General features: G+C 66.1%; 13 protein-coding genes. 8 read left to right on the forward strand and 5 right to left on the reverse strand.

Features of this window, described 5'->3' with window-relative positions:
* The first annotated feature begins 120 nt into the window (after nt 1-120).
* The gene (locus G6N59_RS02200; protein WP_138230641.1) at nt 121-819 is read left to right on the forward strand and encodes a TetR/AcrR family transcriptional regulator; all 699 of its coding nucleotides are present in this window, start codon (nt 121-123) and stop codon (nt 817-819) included.
* A gap of 67 nt (nt 820-886) precedes the next feature.
* Nucleotides 887-4,420 (forward strand): DNA polymerase III subunit alpha, encoded by a 3,534-nt coding sequence (dnaE, locus tag G6N59_RS02205; protein ID WP_138230642.1) that lies wholly within the window; start codon nt 887-889, stop codon nt 4,418-4,420.
* 7 nt (nt 4,421-4,427) lie between these two features.
* Here the strand turns inward: dnaE and G6N59_RS02210 are convergent, their stop codons facing one another.
* A complete protein-coding gene (locus G6N59_RS02210) occupies nt 4,428-5,261 on the reverse strand; it encodes a class I SAM-dependent methyltransferase (protein WP_138230643.1) in 834 nt (277 codons plus the stop codon).
* Nucleotides 5,262-5,453: 192 nt separating this feature from the next.
* Between G6N59_RS02210 and fadD11 the strand changes: the two genes are divergently transcribed.
* Nucleotides 5,454-7,277, forward strand: coding sequence for a fatty acid--CoA ligase FadD11 (gene fadD11, locus G6N59_RS02215; protein WP_138230644.1), 1,824 nt, complete (start codon nt 5,454-5,456; stop codon nt 7,275-7,277).
* 16 nt (nt 7,278-7,293) lie between these two features.
* Here fadD11 and G6N59_RS02220 read toward each other — a convergent pair whose 3' ends face one another.
* Entirely contained in the window at nt 7,294-7,992 is a 699-nt protein-coding gene (locus G6N59_RS02220; RefSeq protein ID WP_138230645.1) for a hypothetical protein, read from the reverse strand.
* Nucleotides 7,993-8,071: 79 nt separating this feature from the next.
* On the opposite strand from G6N59_RS02220, the gene G6N59_RS02225 reads away from it, so the two are divergent.
* Together G6N59_RS02225 and G6N59_RS02230 are read left to right on the forward strand one after the other, a co-directional pair.
* Nucleotides 8,072-9,583: a carboxylesterase/lipase family protein gene (locus tag G6N59_RS02225; RefSeq protein ID WP_138230646.1), complete on the forward strand. Its 1,512-nt coding sequence runs from the start codon at nt 8,072-8,074 to the stop codon at nt 9,581-9,583.
* Between the two features lie 3 nt (nt 9,584-9,586).
* Nucleotides 9,587-9,913: a YnfA family protein gene (locus tag G6N59_RS02230; RefSeq protein WP_138230647.1), complete on the forward strand. Its 327-nt coding sequence runs from the start codon at nt 9,587-9,589 to the stop codon at nt 9,911-9,913.
* A gap of 1 nt (nt 9,914) precedes the next feature.
* On the opposite strand, the gene G6N59_RS02235 is transcribed toward G6N59_RS02230, so the two are convergent.
* From G6N59_RS02235 to G6N59_RS02245, 3 genes are read right to left on the reverse strand one after another with little or no spacing between them, the layout of a single operon-like run.
* Complete coding sequence (locus G6N59_RS02235) at nt 9,915-10,388, reverse strand: RDD family protein (protein WP_138230648.1); 474 nt, start codon at nt 10,386-10,388, stop codon at nt 9,915-9,917.
* A gap of 9 nt (nt 10,389-10,397) precedes the next feature.
* Nucleotides 10,398-11,240, reverse strand: coding sequence for a serine hydrolase (locus tag G6N59_RS02240; RefSeq protein ID WP_234884230.1), 843 nt, complete (start codon nt 11,238-11,240; stop codon nt 10,398-10,400).
* A gap of 5 nt (nt 11,241-11,245) precedes the next feature.
* The gene (locus G6N59_RS02245; RefSeq protein ID WP_138230649.1) at nt 11,246-12,160 is read right to left on the reverse strand and encodes a LysR family transcriptional regulator; all 915 of its coding nucleotides are present in this window, start codon (nt 12,158-12,160) and stop codon (nt 11,246-11,248) included.
* 85 nt (nt 12,161-12,245) lie between these two features.
* Between G6N59_RS02245 and G6N59_RS02250 the strand changes: the two genes are divergently transcribed.
* The 3 genes from G6N59_RS02250 (at nt 12,246) to G6N59_RS02260 (ending at nt 15,478) form a co-directional block, all read left to right on the forward strand.
* Nucleotides 12,246-13,067 (forward strand): acyl-CoA thioesterase domain-containing protein, encoded by an 822-nt coding sequence (locus tag G6N59_RS02250; protein ID WP_163910856.1) that lies wholly within the window; start codon nt 12,246-12,248, stop codon nt 13,065-13,067.
* A gap of 139 nt (nt 13,068-13,206) precedes the next feature.
* Nucleotides 13,207-14,091, forward strand: a complete 885-nt coding sequence (locus tag G6N59_RS02255) for an EamA family transporter (protein ID WP_138230651.1) — start codon at nt 13,207-13,209, stop codon at nt 14,089-14,091.
* A gap of 4 nt (nt 14,092-14,095) precedes the next feature.
* Nucleotides 14,096-15,478: a purine-cytosine permease family protein gene (locus G6N59_RS02260; RefSeq protein WP_138230652.1), complete on the forward strand. Its 1,383-nt coding sequence runs from the start codon at nt 14,096-14,098 to the stop codon at nt 15,476-15,478.
* Nucleotides 15,479-15,505: the final 27 nt, after the last annotated feature.

The raw sequence follows: 15,505 nt of genomic DNA on the forward strand, positions 1-15,505 counted from the left end.
CCGGAGAGCGACGCGAGATAAGTTGGCTGGGCACTGCCGTGGTAGCGGTTGACCACGTTTCAGCTATGCCATAGAGTTTGCTGAATTCGTTAATATCCCTTTCCTGTGCGAGGACGTGGCATGGTGCAACTCGATGTTCTGCCAGTGAAGGCGACGCGCCGGAGGGGTCGCCCGGCAGGCACTGATTCGGCTCAGACCCGGGCCCGCATCCTGGGCGCCGCGCGCGAGGTGATCGCCGTCCGTGGCTACCATGCCACCACCATTCAGGCCATTGCCGAAATCGCCGAGTTGAGCCGTCCCACGCTGCACTACCACTTCCAGACGCGCGAGGACATTTACCACTGCCTGCTCAATGAGATCGCGACGACGATCGATCTCTGCATTGCCCGTGCGGGCGCGGAATCGACGCTTCCGTCCCAGATTTCGGTGCTCATCACCGAATTGCGCAATGCCGGTGTCCATGAACCGGAGAGCGTGGCGCTGTTGGTCAGTTCCTACCTCGAGGCCGACCGCCTGCCGGCCCCGCGGCGGGACGCGAAGGCTGCCGTCCGCAAATTCATGGACCGGGCGGTGCGGGACGCGGCGGCGCGTGGCGAACTGCCTGCCGGGACAGCTGTGGCCCCTGTGGCTGATCTGCTCTACACCATGGTATGGGGACTGGCGTTCTATGCCGGGCTCGTGGACGATCAAGACCGCGTCGAGGCGGTAACTAAGCAACTGCAACACGTGTTGCACATGGGGTTGCTGGTGGGTCCCGTGGCAATGGAGGTTGGGGCGACCGAGGACCGCGTACCGGTGGGCGTCGCGGCATCGTCGTAGTCCTTCCGGCGACACAGCGCCCGACACGCCGAGCCGTGTCGGTGGCCCGTCTTAGACTGGCAGCCCTATGAGCCAGTTCGTGCACCTCCACAATCACACCGAGTACTCGATGCTGGACGGTGCCGCGAAGGTCAAGCCCATGATCACCGAGGCGCTGCGGCTGGGTATGCCCGCCATCGGCATGACCGACCACGGAAACATGTTCGGCGCCAGCGAGTTCTACAACATCGCCACCAAAGAGGGCATCAAGCCGATCATCGGCATCGAGGCGTACATCGCGCCGGCGTCCCGCTTCAACACGAAGCGCGTCACCTGGGGTGACCCCAGCCAGAAGGGCGACGACGTCTCGGGTAGTGGCTCCTACACCCACATGACGATGGTCGCGGAGAACGCGACGGGCCTGCGGAACCTGTTCAAGCTGTCGTCGCTGGCTTCGTTCGAGGGACAGCTCGGCAAGTGGTCGCGCATGGATGCGGAGATCATCGCCGAGCATTCCGCGGGCATCATCGCCACCACCGGCTGCCCGTCGGGTGAGGTGCAGACCCGGCTGCGGCTCGGTCACGAGCAGGAGGCAATCGAGGCCGCCGCCAAGTGGCAGGACATCTTCGGGAAGGAGAATTTCTTCCTGGAGTTGATGGACCACGGCATCGAGATCGAGCGCCGGGTTCGTGCGGGCCTGCTGGATATCGGCAAGAAGCTGGGCATCCGGCCGTTGGCGACCAACGACTGCCACTACGTCACCCGGGAGGCGTCGCACAACCACGAGGCGCTGCTGTGTATCCAGACCGGTAAGACGCTGTCCGACCCCACGCGGTTCAAGTTCGACGGTGACGGCTACTACCTCAAGTCTGCGGCGGACATGCGCGCCATGTGGGACGACCAGGTGCCCGGTGCCTGTGACTCGACCCTGTTGATCGCCGAGCGGGTCGAGTCCTACGCCGACGTGTGGAAGTTCCACGACCGGATGCCGGTCTTCCCGGTACCCGAAGGAGAGACGCAGGCCACTTGGCTGCGTAAGGAGGTGCTGCGTGGCCTGGACCGGCGCTTCCCGGCCGGCCCGCCTCAGGAGTACCTCGACCGTGCAGATTACGAGATCAGCGTCATCGTGCAGATGGGCTTCCCTGCGTACTTTCTTGTCGTCGGTGACCTCATCAGCCATGCTCGCGAAGTCGGTATCTGGGTCGGCCCGGGCCGAGGTTCGGCAGCAGGTTCGCTGGTCGCATGGGCCATGGGCATCACCAATATCGACCCCATCCCGCACGGTCTGCTGTTCGAGCGCTTCCTCAATCCCGAGCGCGTGTCGATGCCCGATATCGATATCGACTTCGACGACCGTCGACGCGGCGAGATGGTGCGGTACGCCAGCGAGAAGTGGGGGAGCGACCGCGTCGCTCAGGTCATCACCTTCGGTACCATCAAAACCAAAGCGGCGCTGAAAGATTCGGCGCGTGTCCACTACGGGCAGCCGGGCTTCGCCATCGCCGACCGGATCACCAAGGCGCTGCCGCCGCCGATCATGGCCAAGGACATCTCGGTGGCGGGGATCACCGACCCCAACCACGAGCGGTACAAGGAAGCCGCCGAGGTCCGTGCGCTGATCGACACGGACCCCGACGTGCGTACCATCTACGAGACCGCACGGGGCCTCGAGGGCCTGGTCCGCAACGCGGGTGTGCATGCCTGCGCGGTGATCATGAGCTCCGAGCCGCTGATCGATGCGATCCCGATGTGGAAGCGCGCCCAGGACGGTGCCATCATCACCGGCTGGGACTATCCGTCGTGTGAGGCCATCGGCCTGTTGAAGATGGACTTCCTGGGCCTGCGCAACCTCACCGTCATCGGTGACGCGCTGGAGAACATCAAAGCCAACCGTGGCATCGATCTCGATCTCGATCACCTGGGTCTGGATGACCCGAAAACCTATGAGCTGTTGGCGCGCGGCGACACGCTCGGGGTGTTCCAGCTCGACGGGTCCGCAATGCGGGATCTGCTGAAACTGATGCGGCCGACCGGCTTTGAGGACATCGTGGCGGTTCTGGCGCTGTACCGGCCGGGTCCGATGGGTGTGGATGCGCACACCGACTACGCGAAGCGAAAGAACGGGCTCCAGGAGATCAAGCCCATCCACCCGGAGCTCGAAGAGCCGCTGCGTGACATTCTCTCTGAGACTTACGGTTTGATCGTTTACCAAGAACAGATCATGCACATCGCGCAGAAGGTGGCCGGCTACTCGCTCGGTCAAGCAGACCTGCTGCGCCGCGCGATGGGTAAGAAGAAGAAGGAAATCCTCGACGAGGCCTACGGCGGATTCGCCGACGGCATGAAGCAGAATGGCTTCTCGCAGGCGGCCATCACCGCGTTGTGGGACACGGTGCTCCCGTTCGCCGGCTACGCGTTCAACAAGTCGCATGCTGCCGGGTACGGCTTGGTGTCGTTCTGGACCGCCTACCTCAAGGCGAACTATCCGGCTGAGTACATGGCCGGTCTGCTGACGTCGGTCGGTGACGACAAGGACAAGGCCGCGGTGTACTTGGCTGATTGCCGCCGCTTGGGAATTACGGTGCTGCCGCCGGATGTCAACGAGTCGGTGCACAACTTCGCCTCGGTCGGCAAGGACATCCGCTACGGGCTGGGCGGTGTGCGCAACGTCGGCGCCAACGTGGTGCAGTCCATCATCGCGGGCCGCACCGAGAAGGGGAAATACACCGATTTCTCCGACTACCTCGGCAAGATCGACATCACGGCCTGCAACAAGCGGGTCACCGAATCTCTGGTCAAAGCAGGTGCTTTCGACTCGCTGGGCCATGCCCGCAAGGGCCTGTTCCTGGTGCACGCTGATGCGGTCGACTCGGTGCTCGGCACCAAGAAGGCCGAGGCCATGGGTCAGTTCGATCTGTTCGGCGGCGGTGATTCGGGTGACAGTGGGGATGCGGCGTTCACCATCAAGGTCCCCGACGACGAGTGGGACGACAAGCACAAGCTCGCCCTGGAGCGCGAGATGCTGGGGCTGTACGTTTCCGGCCATCCGCTCAACGGTGTCGCGCACCTGCTCAATGCGCAGGTGGACACCCAGATTCCGGCCATCCTCGAAGGCGCTGTCGCCAACGACTCCCAGGTCCGCATCGGCGGCATTCTGGCGGGCGTGGTGCGACGGGTCAACAAGCAGGGATTGCCCTGGGCCTCAGCACAATTGGAAGATCTCAATGGTTCGGTCACGGTGAACTTCTTCCCGAAGACCTACGCCGTGTTCGGTGCCGACATCATGGACGACGCCATCGTGCTGGTAAGCGGCAAGGCCCGGGTCGAAGACGAGCGGGTGTCGATCTTCGCCAGTGATCTTGTGGTGCCGGACTTTTCGAATGCCCAGGCGGACCGGCCGCTCGCGGTGAGCCTGCCGACCCGGCAGTGCACCCCGGAGAAGGTCAGCGCACTCAAGCAGGTGCTGTCGCACCATCCGGGCACGTCGCAGGTACATCTGCGGCTGATCAGCGGCGACCGCATCACCACGCTGGAGCTGGACCAGACCTTGCGGGTGACCCCGTCGTCGGCGTTGATGGGTGACTTGAAGGCGCTGCTGGGTCCGGGCTGCCTCGGCGGGTAGTCCCAGTTCAGAAGCGGTAACGCAGGATTCGGGCCTTCCGCGCGCCGGCACGGGTGCGTCCCGTGAGCCGGGTGGCGATCCGTAGAACTCGGGGAAACAGGTCGACCTCGGGCTGGTGGGCCAGGCTGGCTTCTTCGATGAGTTGCATTCGCGGATTCCAGCTCAAGGGATGCCGTGCATCCTTGAAACCCGCATAACCCAATTGGCTGCCAACGTCTTTGAACATCTTCTGCGGCAGATACTTGAAGGCGGCCAGGCTGATCGGTCCGAACTGTCCGTAGTCGTTGAACGCCAGCTCGCCGCGGTGGAAATGTTCGGTGACGCTGCGGAACACGCCGGCGATGACGGGCTCGGTCAGGAACGCGAACAGCCCATCTGCCACGAGCGCGGTGGGGCGGTCCGCAGGAATCCTTGCGGCCCAGTCCGGTTCGGCCACCGATGCCACCACCGTGTGCGAGTGCGGATTCGCCGGCAACAGCTGCTCACGCAGCGCAGAAATGCCGGCCAGGTCCACGGAGTACCAATCGACCGTCGGCGGCGGGGCCACCCGATAGAAGCCGCTGTCGAGGCCACCGCCCAGGTCGACCACGACCGCATCGGGATTCGATGCGGTGAATGCGCGCACGCGGTCATCGAGCATCTTGGCGCGCAGCGCGGTCTGGCAGACCACGCTGGTCTGTACTCCAAGTGCGGCGAAGTCGTAGTCGACAGCCGCCGCCACCGAGTCCGCCCAGGTGTCGCCAAGGATCGGGCGTGGCGCCCGGCTGTCCAGGGCCCTGGCGTACACGGTCAGCAGGGCCGTCAGCTCGACCGGCGTCAGAGAGGCAACAGGAATTCCCATAGGCCCGACCATACACCGCCACGTGCGTTGAACGTTTAGCTGAAAATGTTTAGCGCACTTCGTATTTCGTGCGAGCACCGGACAGTGATGAACCCATTCTCGGCCACCGCGATTCGCCGAGATTTGCAAATCCCCCGGGTGGTCCGCGGGTATGTGATTCGATCATGGGGCCGACCGAGGAGGGGCACCTGAATGTCTGCTGCGCAGCGCCCGACGACACTATGTGAAGCGTTCCAAGAGACCGCGTCGGTCGACCCGCACGCGGTTGCGTTGCGCACCGCTGGCGGCGGACCGACCCTGACCTGGGCGCAGTACGCCGCTCAGGTGCGCGCCGTTGCCGCCGGGCTGAGCGGGCTCGGCGTGACTCGCGGCGACACCGTGTCGCTGATGATGTGCAACCGGGTGGAGTTCTATCCACTGGAGGTCGGCGCGCAACATGTCGGCGCCACCGCGTTCTCGGTGTACAACACGCTGCCGCCGGCGGATCTGGCGCACGTCTTCGGTAACGCCGGCACCAAGGTCGTACTGTGCGAGGCACAATACGTCGAACGCATCCGAGCAAGCGGTGCACCCATCGAACACATCATCTGCATCGACGGCGCTCCGGAAGGCACGTTGAGCGTCGGTGAGCTGGCGGCGGCGGCCCCTGCGGACTTCGACTTCGAGGCCACGTGGCGTGCGGTGCAACCCGACGACATCGTCACGCTCATTTACACCTCCGGCACCACGGGCAAGCCCAAGGGCGTCGAGATGACGCACGCGAACATCCTGTTCGAGGCGTTTGCGGTGCACGAGGTCCTCGACGTGCGCTACGGCGACCGTGGCACGTCCTACCTACCTTCTGCGCACATCGCCGACCGATTGATGGGGCTGTACCTGCAGGAGGTGTTCGGTACGCAGATCGCCGCCGTCGCCGACGTCCGGGCCGTAGCCGCCGCGCTGCCCGAGGTCCGCCCGACGGTCTGGGGTGCAGTGCCCCGAGTGTGGGAAAAGCTCAAGGCCGCAGTCGAATTTGCCGTCGCCAATGAGACGGACGAGGTCAAGCGGGCCGCGCTGCAATGGGCACTTTCCGTCGGCGCCAGGAAGGCCGCCGCGATTCTCGAGCGCCAACCCGTGCCCGACGACATCGTCGCGGAATGGGCCACTGCGGACGAACTGGTGCTGTCGAAGCTGCGGGAACGGCTCGGGCTGGACCAGCTTCGGTGGGCGGTGTCCGGGGCCGCCCCGATTCCGAAGCAGACGCTCGGTTTCTTCGTCGGTCTCGGCATTCCGATGACAGAGCTGTGGGGCATGTCGGAACTGAGTTGCGTTGCCACAGTGAGTCATCCGCGCGACACCAAACTCGGCACCGTCGGCAGACCGCTGCCCGGAGTCGAATGCCGGCTGGCCGATGACGGCGAACTCCTGGTGCGGGCACCGCTGGTGATGAAGGGCTACCGCAAGGAGCCGGCCAAGACCGCGGAAGCGCTGGACGCGGACGGCTGGTTGCACACCGGCGATGTCGCTCAGATCGACGACGAGGGTTATCTGACCATCGTGGACCGCAAGAAGGAATTGATGATCAACTCGGCGGGCAAGAACATGTCGCCGGCTAATATCGAGAAGGCGATCAAAGCCGCCTGCCCGCTGATCGGCGTGGTGATGGCCATCGGTGACGCCCGGCCGTACAACACGGCGCTCATCGTGCTCGACGCCGAGTCGGCGGCTCCCTACGCCGCGCAGCGTGGTCTCGCCGACTCCTCTCCGGAGGCCCTCGCGGCCGATCCCGAATTGATCGCGCAGATCGCCGCCGGTGTGGCCCAAGGCAATACGGAGTTGTCGCGCGTCGAGCAGATCAAGCGGTTCTCGGTGTTGCCGACGTTCTGGGAGCCCGGGGGAGAGGAGATCACGCTGACCATGAAGCTCAAACGACGCCCCATCGTCGACAAGTATGCCGAGCAGATCGACTCGCTCTACGCGCCGGAGCCAGGGCCAGCCGTGCACGAACCGAAAGTGACTGTCGCCGCGGCGAATTGACTGCCAGAACCTCAGCTCACGCGGTGGTGCAGGCGAACTTCAAGCCGAAGCCATCGGGCGCGGGGAGCACCGGCGTCAGGCAGCCGAAGGTCTGGATACCGGCGTTGCTGAACCGGACCGCGGTGCGGCGCGCGTAGTTCACGCAGACCGGCCCGGTGGCGTCGGCGCGGCACTGATAGTCGCCGAACCGGAGGCTCTGGCCGTCTTTCAGCTTGGGTCCGGTGCCGGTATTGAAGCGGCCTGGATCGCCGTGTACCGAACCGACTTCAGCGGTCGGTCCCTCGAAGTCGACCCAGCCGCCGACCCAGTGGCCGTAGGTGTCGGCCGGCTGCGGCGGTGGGGAGGTCAGATGAATCAGGCACGCGAGCGCGCCGTTGAATTCCTTGTCGGTCATGCAGTTCGCGCCCGACGAGGTGGTGAACGCGATGTCGGTGCCGAGGTTGGTGGCGGTCCCGTCCCGGGTTGCGGAATGGAAGGCGGCCGGGTCGGCCGGAGCGCCGGCCTCCACCCAGGCGATGACATCGGCGACGGGCGCACCCGCGGGTGGCGGCGTGGTGGGGGCGGTCTTCGGGCTCGGAGTCGTCGGACGACTCGGCGGGGCGGTGGCCGACAACGACGGCTCCGAGATCGCCACGCCAGGCTGTCGGTGCTGCTCCGATGTGGCGGAACAACCCGCAACCAGGGCACATGCCGCCAGGACCACCGGAAATCGCATGCCCGCCAGGGTAACCGGCGGTGCTGCAACTCGCGGTTCAGGCGCCCCGATGATTACAGATTTTCGATAGTGTCCAGTTATGCACGAACGTACCGTCCGCGTGACCATCGACAGCGGAACCATCGAAGGCTTCACCCGCGACGGTGTGCACCGATGGCGGTCCGTCCCCTACGCGCGGCCGCCGGTGGGGCCGTGGCGCTACCGCGCCCCGCAACCTGTGCAGCCCTGGCGCGGTGTGCGCTACTGCCATGGATTCACCTACTGCGCGCCGCAGGAGCGCAAATACACCATGCTGAGTGTGGGTAAGTACCAGCCGATGGGCGAGGACTGCTTGACCCTCAATGTGGTGACGCCCGAGAATCACACCGGCGAGCCGTTGCCGGTGATGTTCTTCATCCACGGCGGCGGGTACATCATGGGCAGTTCTGCGACCCCGATATACGACGGCGCCGCGCTGGCACGTCGCGGCTGCATCTTCGTCTCCGCCAACTACCGGCTCGGCGCGCTCGGCTGCTTCGACGTGTCCACTCTGGCGACCGCGGAGCACCCCTTCGACGACAACCTCTTCCTGCGCGATCTGGTGGCGGCGCTGAGGTGGGTGCGGACCAACATCGCGGTGTTCGGCGGGGATCCGGGCAACGTGACCATCTTCGGCGAGAGCGCCGGGGCTCACGCCGTGGCCACGCTGTTGGCGGTGCCACAGGCGAAAGGCCTTTTCCACCAGGCGATCGCGGAGAGCCCGGCCAGCGGCATGGTGCGTTCGCCCGACGCTGCCGCCCGGTTCGCCGAGCATTTCGTCGAACAGCTGGGGGCCGGCGAGCGTGACGGCGCCGCTGCACTGATGGCGGCCAAAACCGCTGAGCTATTGGCAGCGCTGGACCGGGTCATCCACGGCGCCGTGGTCGACATGCCCGGTGCTTTCCCCGCCGGCCCCGCGTGGGGCACCGAGTTCCTGCCCGAGGATCCGGTGATCGCGATGCGCGAGGGCCGCGCGCACCGAGTGCCGCTGATCGTGGGCAGCAACGCCGACGAGGGCCGCCTGTTCACCAAGTTCATGCAGCTGCTGCCCACAAACGAGGCCACGATCGAACGAATCCTGGCGCATGTCCCGGCCGAGCAACGCGCCCGGATCACCGGCGCCTATCCGGGCTACCCGCAGTCAGCCGATGCCTGCATCAAACTCGGCGGAGACTTCGCGTTCGGCACGGCATCGTGGGAGATCGCCGGCGCACACATGCGCCACGCGCCCACCTACGCGTACCGGTACGACTACGCCCCGCCGGCCCTGCACTGGACGGGCCTGGGCGCGACGCACGCCACTGAACTGCTCGCAGTCTTCGACGTCTACCGGACGCCCCTGGGTGCGGTGCTCACGGCCGCCATGGACCGCAAGTCGGCGCTGCGGATCAGCAATGACGTCCAGAACCGGTGGCGGGCCTTCGCGCGGACGGGTGTCCCCGGCGAGGGCTGGCCCCGGTACGACGCCGACGATCGCGCCGTCCTGGTGTTCGACCGCAAGACCCGTGTGGAACTCGATCCCGGTGCCGAGCAGCGTGCGGCCTGGGAGGGTTTTTCGCTGGTCCACGGTTGACCGATGCTGCTCAGATCGATCGCGCTGTTCGTCCTGGCCGCTGTTCTGGAGATCGGCGGGGCCTGGCTGGTCTGGCAGGGTGTGCGCGAACACCGGGGCTGGCTGTGGGTCGGCGCCGGCCTGCTGGCACTCAGTGGTTACGGCTTTGTCGCGGCGTTCCAACCGGATTCGCACTTCGGCCGGGTGCTGGCCGCCTACGGCGGAGTGTTCGTCGCCGGCTCACTGCTGTGGGGCGTGGTGGCGGACGGCTTCCGGCCGGACCGCTGGGATGTGGCCGGCGCCGCGGTCTGTCTGTTCGGCGTCGGCCTCATCATGTACGCGCCGCGCTGACCTACTTCTTGACCACCTGGGTGCCGCCGGCGAGTTCGTCGTGCCGGCCCTGCTTGCACGGGCTGGAGTTGATGGTGACGGCGATGTAGATGTAGGCGATGAACGCGAGCAGTCCGCCGACCCAGGGGATGATCGGGAGCAGCGTGAACGAGTTGCGGATGGCCGACTGCTTGATATCAGGCTTCGGCATGCCGTGCGGGCCGCGGACACTGAGCCCGAGCAGCATCTTGCCCGGCGTCGCGCCGGCCAACACCTCGAACAGCACGAAGTAGAGGAACGTACCCAGCCCCGAGAACAGGCCGGTCACCATGACGTCGGACATCGAGCCGATCGAGAAGGCGCCGAAGAACGCCAGTACTACGACGATCAGCCCGTCGATGAATCGCGCGAAGAAGCGGGGTAGTAGATCGCCGGGATGCACCGGTACGGGTGCGCCGTATGCGCCGGAGGTGGGGTAGTTCTCGCCATAGGTCATGGCGCCAATTTACTGCCGATTGGCCAGCAATATCTGGCTTAGCCGCGTAGTGGTGGCTTGGCCGTCGGCATTGCCACCGGCGCCGTTCAGCGCGTTCATGACGGCCAGCGTGAAACGCTGTTCGGGACCGGCGAATCCGACGGTGTTGGTGACCCAACCGCCTTGTTCGTCGGACCAGCCGTCCTTGTTGCCGGGCGCCATGTTCGGGCCGGCGCCCCAGACACCCCACTGCTGGATCGGGTCGACGTTCTGCATGGCGCCAACGATCCAGGCGGTCTCGTTGGGCCGCAGCCGCGTCAGCATGTAGTTGACCATCTGGTCCAGGTCGTCGGTGGTCGACTTCTGAAAACCCCAGTAGGGGAACATGTCTCCGAAGCCGGGCTGTGGTTGAACCCGCGTCATGCCGAAATGTGGGAAGTCGTTGTTGAAGATGGTGTGGTCGGGTCCGCCGTATCGGGTCCACAGCGTGTCCGCGGCATCGTTGTCCGAGGTGTGCAGCATCTTGCCCATGAGGGCGATGTCGTTGTCGGTGAGTCGCAACAAGCCCGCACTCTGCCGGGCGAAGAGGTCCACCACCATGCCGAGCTTGATCGTCGAGGCGGTCCAGATCATGTCGGCGGCGTGCGAATTGCGGTACACGGCGCCGGTTTTCCGGTCCCGAAGCACATAGCCGACGGTGCCCGGCCGGGTCGCCAGATAGGCATCTGCTGTCGCGATGCGTTGCTGCGCATCGCAGGCGCCGGTGCATTCAGCGTGCGCCGTGGGCAGCACGGGGCCGGCCAACAGCATCGCGACCAGCGCCGCCCTGATCAGTTTCACGCCCGTAGCCTCCCAGATTTCGGTCTTCGTCATTGGGTTCAGACAGCCTCGGGGCGGGGCCACGTCGGCAGCGGCACCGGTCCGTCGCCCGGTCGCAGCCGGTCGAGCACCGCGCGCAACGGCGGCCAGTTCGTGCGCCCCTTGCGGGTGACGGCGTAGGCCGTGTGGATCACCGTCGGCCCGGCCAAGGGGACGACCTTGATGCCGGCGCTGGTAGGCCGTTCCAGCGGCAGCAAGCCGACGCCGTACCCGGCGACGATCAGATCCTCGACGAGCTCCAGGCTGTCGATCTGATGGGCGATCCGCGGGGTGAACCCGCTCAGCGCGCCCAAGGTACGCACGGCGTCCTCGTCAGCGGTGTTGCGCGAGTTGACGATCCAGGTCCGGTCCGCGTAGTCGGGCAGTTCGGCGGGTCCGTCCGCTTCGTCGGCCCGCAGACCCAGCCCCCATGGAATCGACCACAGCGCAAAGCCTTCCAGTAGCGGGCTGGGGGAGGCCGGGGCCAGGTTGTAGTCGTAGGTCAGGGCCAGATCCAGGTCATCGTCGGTAAGTAATGCGAACGCTTCGATGGGCTCGTATTCGCTTATGGCAACGTCGATTCCGGGGTGCTCGCGAGTCAGTTCCGCCAGGATCGGCAGCAGCGAGACGCGGATGCCGGTGGCGAACCCGCCGATCCGCAGGGTGCCGACGGGTTCGGCGCCGGAATCGAGGTCCAGCCAGGCCGCGTCGACGGCGGCCAGAATGGTCACCGCGTGGTCGGCCAGTCGCTGCCCGGCCGGGGTCAGCCTGACTCGGCGTCCTTCCGGTTCGATCAACTGAGTGCCGGTTTCCTTGGCCAGTGCGGCGATCTGTTGCGACACGGTTGATGTCGTCAGATTCAGATTCTCGGCGACGGCCCGCATCGACCCCAGGCGCGACAGAGCCAGCAAGAGGCGCAGTCGGCGGGTGTCCATCCGACTATTGTCCAGGGAATCTGCACGGTTCTGCGTCATCTGGCCCGAAGTTATGAATATTTAGCCAATGTGCGACGATCCGAAAATGACTGCACGTCCTGCTCACTTCATCCCGATCGACGGGGATCGGGTTCAACCGACCCGGTTCGCCCAGAGCCTGTGGGGTGAGGACCACCTCAACGGCCCGGCCGTGGTGGGGTTGGCCGCGCAGGCGCTGGAGGCCGCCTTCGGACTGCCTGACTTCCTGCCGGCGCGGCTGACGGTCGACCTGTTCCGCGCCGCCCGTGGGGTGCCCACGACGGCCGAGGTGACATTGATCCGGGATGGGCGGCGGGTGCGCAATTCCGAGTGTGATGTGGTGCAGGACGGAGTCACGGTCGCCCGCGCCACGCTGGTGCAGTATCGGCTCGCCGAAGCGCCGCCCGGCGAGGAGTGGTTCCGCGCAACCGATTTCGAGCCGCCCGCGGTGATCGATGACGGCCTGCTGCCGTACATGAACAGCGATGCCGTGGGCTGGACGCGGGCCATTGCCGATCACCAGAACGCCAGCCGAAAGCGTTACGTCAACCGGTCCATCGATGTCATCGATGGCCTGGCCAATACGCCGTTCGTCCGGGCCGCCATGGCGGCCGAGGGCACCAGCCTGGTCACCAATCTGGGCACCGCCGGTGTCGGATACATCAACGGCGACCTCACCGTGGCGTTGTCCCGGCTGCCGCTGGACACCTGGGTCGGCGCCGAGGCGGACTCTCACGTGGCGGCCCACGGCATCGCCGTGGGCACCACCACGCTTTACGACAGCGCTGGGCCGTTCGGCACCGGCCTCACCACGGCGGTCAGCAATCCCGCTGCGCAGATCGACTTCGGCCATAGCCGATTCCCCGACCGGATCAGGCGGGAACTCTAGCGCGCCCGGTTGTACCCCGGGATCCAGAAGGAGCCGTTGTTGCCGTCGTTGCAACAACGGCTTCGTTCATGAATGACGAACGATATGTCCACGATTATCACGTGGACATGAACGTTCGGGTTCCCGTTCAATACAACGCATGACCACCGCAGCGGCCCGCAACGGCGCACTCATGACCGTCGCGTCCATGCTGTCGGTGCAGCTGGGCGCAGCCCTGGCGGTGAAACTGATGGACGGTATCGGTCCGATGGGTGTGGCCTGGGTTCGCCTGTCCTGGGCCGGCGTGCTGATGCTGCTATTCGTCCGGCCACGGCCCGCCTCGTTCACGCGCTCGGCGTTTCTATCGTGCGTCATGCTGGGAATCACCACGGCCGGCTTCACGCTGCTGTTCATGGAGGCGGTGTCCCGCATTCCGCTCGGCACGGCGAGTGCGCTGGAATGCCTTGGGCCCCTTGTCGTTGCGGTAGCCAAAGGCCGTGGGCGCGGACGGTTGCTGTTCCCGGCGCTGGCGGGCGCCGGCGTCGTGTTGCTGACCGAGCCATGGGCCGCGGCCGTCGACCCGATCGGTGTGTTGGCCGCGGCCGCGTCTGCGGTCTGCCTCGCGGGGTACATCCTGCTGACCCAACGTGTCGGTGACGCGGTCACCGGCATCACCGGGCTCGCGGTGTCGATGCCGGTCGCGGGTTTGGTCGTCACCATGGTCGCCGGTCCGTCGGTCATCGGCCACGTGACACCGCACCTGCTGCTGGCCGGGCTGGGTCTGGCGATCCTGTTGCCGGCCATCCCGTTCACCTTGGAGATGCTGGCGCTGCGCCGCCTTACCGCTGCGGCGTTCGGCACCCTGATGAGCCTGGAACCCGCCTTCGCCATGACGCTCGGTCTGATCATCCTGCACCAGGTGCCCGGGCCGGCGGCCATTGTCGGCATCGCGTTGGTGGTGTTGGCCGGCATCGGCGCCGCGCGCTCGGGGGCGCGCCCCGAGGCCGGGACTGCTCACCGCGATCCTGCCCTCGTGGTCGAATAGGGGCATGACGCCACCGGCCACCGCGCTCAACGCCTCTCCCTTCACCGGCCGCACCCCCAGCCACGCCGGGGACCTGTCGGTGGAAACCCATGGCATCGCGCCGGTTCCGCAAGACCGCCGCTACGGCACCCCGGGCCGGCTGTTCACTGTGTGGTTCGCGCCGCAGATCAATATGTCGTGTGTCTTCACAGGCGCGCTGATCGGCGGACTCGGCTTAGGCTTCTGGCTCTCGATGCTGGCCATGATCGTCGGCACCGTGCTCGGATCGCTGGTGGTCGGCTACCTGTCCACGCTGGGCCCGCGCACCGGCACCGCGCAATTGCCCGGTGCACGCCTGGCTTTCGGCGGCTTGATAGCGGTTCCGGCTGCACTGCAATGGCTCTCGTCGGTGGCGTGGGACGCATTGGTCGGCCTGTTCGGGGGCGAGGCGCTGGCTGTGCTGCTCGGCATTCCGTTCTGGGTCGCGGTGCTGATCGTGCTGGGCGTCCAGGGGGCGGTCGGCTTCATCGGCTATGAGCTGATCCACCGACTGCAGGCCGTACTCACCGTGGTGCTGTTCGCGACGTTCGTCGTGTTCGCTGTCAAACTCGTTGCCGGACACCAGATCGTGACGCCGGCCGGTGCGCACGGCGCGGACCTTGCCGGCGCCTTCGTATTGGCCGTGACCATCGCGCTGAGCCTGGCCGTGTCGTGGGCCAGCTACGCCGCCGACTTCAGCCGGTACCTCCCGGCGGACTCCGCGCCGCGAAAGGTGTTCGGGTTCAGCTTCTTCGGCCTGGCTCTCGCGTACATCTTCGTCGAGACCATCGGCATCGCCGCGGGCAGCTTGATCACCGATCAGACTGCCGAGGGCGTGCGGTCGGTGATGGGTGGGGGACTGCTGGGTGCTGTCGCGCTGGTGATCATCGCGCTGGCCTCGGTCGGTTCGGGTGTGATGAACGACTACAGCGGGTCCCTGGCCCTGCAGACGCTGGGGGTGCGCGTGCGGCGCCCGGTCTCGTCGCTGGTGGTGACTGCGCTGGCGTTCGGGCTGATCCTGTGGCTCCACACCGGCGACACCGCAACGCGATTCACCAATGTGCTGTTGTTGATCAGCTACTGGATCCCGGCGTTCGCGGCCATCGTCATCGTCGACTGGCGTCGCCGCAGCCGCGGGCGGCAGACCGTCGATCCGGCGGTCGAGACGACGCCGCGACGGGACGCGGTCGCCGCACTGGTCGCATTCGTCGTGGCCTACGGCGCCGCGATCCCGTTCATGAACACGACGCTGCTACAAGGACCCATCGCCGTGGCCTGGCACGGTGCCGACATCGCGTATTTCGTGAATTTCTTTGTCGCGCTCGTGGTCTACGGGGGCTACCGGCGGCTCAGGGCCTCGCGACTGTGAGTCCTGTGCAGGTAATTCCGTGGGCGG

Source organism: Mycolicibacterium aubagnense (assembly GCF_010730955.1).
Taxonomy (GTDB): domain Bacteria; phylum Actinomycetota; class Actinomycetes; order Mycobacteriales; family Mycobacteriaceae; genus Mycobacterium; species Mycobacterium aubagnense.